The 3850-nt window shown below is 30.4% G+C and carries 2 protein-coding genes and 1 pseudogene; 1 reads left to right on the forward strand and 2 read right to left on the reverse strand.

Going from position 1 to position 3850, the window contains the following annotated elements:
• Both L6Q46_RS13030 and L6Q46_RS13035 read right to left on the reverse strand, forming a co-directional pair.
• Window positions 1-963, reverse strand: a 963-nt coding sequence (locus L6Q46_RS13030) for a tetratricopeptide repeat protein (protein WP_291284672.1), incomplete at its 3' end; no start/stop codon positions are given.
• 192 nt (window positions 964-1155) lie between these two features.
• Complete coding sequence (locus L6Q46_RS13035; RefSeq protein WP_291284673.1) at window positions 1156-2790, reverse strand: ABC-F family ATP-binding cassette domain-containing protein; 1635 nt, start codon at window positions 2788-2790, stop codon at window positions 1156-1158.
• Between the two features lie 180 nt (window positions 2791-2970).
• Here L6Q46_RS13035 and L6Q46_RS13040 point away from each other — a divergent pair.
• Window positions 2971-3850, forward strand: a pseudogene (locus L6Q46_RS13040) (peptidase M3); the annotation flags it as partial.

Below are 3850 nucleotides of genomic sequence, written 5' to 3' on the forward strand. Positions count from 1 at the left end.
AAAGCCTAAAAAAATTAAAACCACTTTATTAAAACGAGTGCTTGAATTTATTTTTTGCTCCTGAATTTTCTTTTCGTTTTCAATTTGTTGGACTTTGTATTTGTATTCCAGGGCTTCAATATCGCCACCAGCCATTTTAATTTCGATATTTCTTTCTTTACTAAAAAGTTCGTCTTGAAGTTGGTCGTGTTTTTCTAAGTAATAAAGTGCTTCTTTTATTTTATTCTGTTTTTTATAGAAATTATAAACCATTCCGTAAATATCCAATTGATGCGATTTGTGATATTCAAACTCTTGAAATTTAAAATCTGAAATACATTTTAAATAATTTTTCTCTGCATTTAAAAAATCATTTTGCATTTCGTAATAATAGCCCATTAATGAGTAATAAGACATTCCCATTTCGTAATCGTTAGGAACCATCTTACTTTTCACTAATTTTAGATAATAGTTTGCTTTTTTATATTCTTTTAATTCAAGATAAACGTCGGCTAAATTAATTTCTGCGAAGGCGATATCTCTTTTAGTATCAATCCTTTTAGATAACCCATAAGATTTTTGGTAGTAATGAAGTCCTTTTTTTGAATCTTTTAATTTAAAATAATATAAATTTCCGATATTGTTGTAAAGGTAGTTTTCGATAGTATCATTCTTAGCTAATTTTGCATAAGAAACACCCGAATTGTAATATTGAATAGATTTTTTTAAATCGCCAAACTCTTCAAAATTTAACCCAATAATATTATACGAGGCCGCAGCCATATCATATTTATTTTTCTTTAAAGCGTATTCTAAAAGTTGTTGGGAATACAATAATGATTCGCTACATTTTAAATCGTTTAGCCCTTTTAATGCTTTATCGTACAAACCTCTTGCATACTTATCTTTATAGCCAATTCCTTGCCCAAAGGAAAGTTGAAAAGAAAACAGTATCCAAAAAATTATTACTACTCTTTTAAACATTTCTAATCAAAAGGAATTTGTTAAATTTTAAGCTAAAATCAAATAAATACTTAGGCAACTATACAAATTTAAAATTTTTATTGAATTGACCAAGAAATAGGTCAGAATATTAATAAAAATATAAACTAGTGCAAATCCGTTTTAAAACAAAAAAGCTCCAATTAAGGAGCTCTTTTTATTTATTCACAAATCTTATTTTTCAATCTCTTTCAACGAATCCATTTTCTTATGAGCTAAGAACCCTTTAATATCTTCGAAATGTTCTTTAACACGTTTATTTCCGAATTCAAAAACTTTTTCTGCCAATCCGTCAAGGAAATCACGGTCGTGTGAAACTAAGATTAAAGTTCCATCAAAATCACGCAAAGCATCTTTGATGATGTCTTTTGTTTTCATATCTAAATGGTTCGAAGGCTCATCTAAAATTAAAAGATTCACGGGTTCTAACAATAATTTAATCATTGCCAAACGTGTTTTTTCTCCTCCAGAAAGCACTTTCACTTTCTTTTGAATATCATCGCCTTGAAACATAAAGGCTCCCAAAATATTTTTAATTTGTGTACGAACATCTCCAACAGCAATTCTATCAATCGTTTCAAAAATAGTAGCGTTTTCGTCTAATTGTGCGGCTTGATTTTGAGCAAAATAGCCAATTTGTGCATTGTGACCAATTTCTACAGAACCACCATTAATTTCAATTTCTTTCATGATGGCTTTAATCATAGTTGATTTACCTTCACCATTTTTACCCACGAAAGCTACTTTTTGTCCACGCTCGATAACTAAATTTGCATCTTTAAAAATTAATTTATCACCGTACGACTTTTCTAAATCTTTAACAATTACAGGATATTGACCAGAACGAGCCGATGGTGGAAATTTCAACTTCAAAGCCGAAGTATCAATTTCATCAACCTCAATAGGAACAATTTTTTCTAACATTCTAACACGTGATTGCACTTGCTCGGTTTTAGAAAATGTTCCTCTGAAACGTTCAATAAAAGCTTGATTGTCGGCAATGAATTTTTGTTGTTCTTCATACGCTTTTTGTTGGTGAACGCGTCTATCTTTTCGTAATTCTAAATAATGAGAATATTTAGCTTTGTAATCGTAAATTCTTCCCATTGTTACTTCAATAGTACGATTTGTAATATTGTCTACAAATGCTCTATCGTGCGAAATTACCATCACTGCTTTGGCTTGTGTAATTAAAAATTCTTCCAACCATTCAATACTGTCCATATCTAAGTGATTGGTTGGCTCATCTAAAAGAATTAAATCGGGTTTTGTTAATAGGATTTTTGCCAATTCAATTCGCATTCTCCAACCACCAGAAAATTCTTTGGTTGGACGATTGAAATCTTCTCTTTCAAATCCTAAACCTTTTAATATTTTTTCAACTTCGGCTTCGTAATTTACTTCTTCTATTGAATAATATTTTTCAGATAATTCCGAAACTTTTTCAATCAATTTCATATACTCATCACTTTCATAATCAGTACGAACAGTTAATTGTTCATTGATTTCGTCGATTTCTTTTTTCATATTCAACACCGAAGCAAACGCTTTTGATGTTTCTTCCATTACAGTGCAATTATCTTCCGTTAGCAAATGCTGCGGTAAATAAGCAATAACTGCATCGCTTGGCGCCGAAATAACACCACGAGTTGGTTTATTTACTCCGGCAACAATTTTTAAAAGCGTAGATTTTCCTGCTCCATTTTTCCCCATAAGGGCAATTTTATCGGTTTCATTAATGGCAAAAGTTACTTCGCTAAAAAGAGTGGTTCCGCCAAATTCTACGGCAATGTCGTTTACTGTAATCATAATGTAAGTTTAAAAGTTTAAGGTTTAAAAGGTTAAAAGGTATTCCTTAAATTTTTGAAGGTGCAAAGATAACTTTAAAATTCAGATTTTGGAATGCAACTTTTAGATTTCATAAAATATCGTTAAGTTTTAGACTTAGCAATAGAAATCTCTTATTTTTACGTTTTAAATTTCACCAAAATGAAAATCAAAACATTACTTTTATTTTCAGCCTTAACAAGTGCTGTAACGGTTAATTCACAAGACAAAAACAAAACTACTATGAATCCGTTTTTTGAAACGTATACCACGCCTTATCAAGTTCCTCCGTTCGATTTAATTAAAAATGAACATTTTAAACCTGCTATTTTAGAAGGAATTAAAAAACAAGAAGCCGAAATTAACGCTATCGTTTCGAACAAACAAAAACCTACTTTTGAGAATACGGTTTTAGCAATGGAAAATTCAGGAAAATTACTTTCTAGAGTAAATACAGTTTTTTCTAATCTTAATAGTGCAAACACCAACGAAGAAATTCAAGCTATTGCTAAAGAATTAGCTCCAAAATTATCAGCACATAACGACAATATTTATCTGAATGATGCTTTATTCCAAAAAGTAAAAAACGTTTGGGACAACCAAAAGAATCTCAAATTAAATAAAGAACAAGCTAAGATTTTGGAGAATCTTTATAAAAACTTTGTTAGAAGCGGTGCTAATTTATCAGAAGAAAATAAAAAAAGATTAAGAGAAATCAATTCTGAAATGGCAGTTTCTACATTAAAATATGGACAAAATATTTTGGCTGAAACCAATTCATACGAATTAGTAATTTCAAATAAAAACGACTTAGCTGGTTTACCAGACGGGTTAATTGAAACCTCTGCCTCTGATGCTAAAGCGAAAGGAAAAGCTGGAAAATGGGTTTTTACTTTATCGAATTCAAGCGTAATGCCATTTTTACAATACAGTTCAAACAGAAAATTGCGTAAGGAAATTTGGAATGCTTACCAAATGCGAGCGAACAACAATAACGATAAAGACAACAAAGAATTAGCGATTAAAATTGCCAATTTAAGAA

The sequence above is a fragment of the Flavobacterium sp. genome (genome assembly GCF_023151265.1).
Classification (GTDB): Bacteria; Bacteroidota; Bacteroidia; order Flavobacteriales; family Flavobacteriaceae; genus Flavobacterium.

Excerpts from the sequence above, each read along its gene's own strand:
- L6Q46_RS13035 (WP_291284673.1), bottom strand. The coding sequence starts at position 2,790 with ATGATTACAGTAAACGACATTGCCGTAGAATTTGGCGGAACCACTCTT.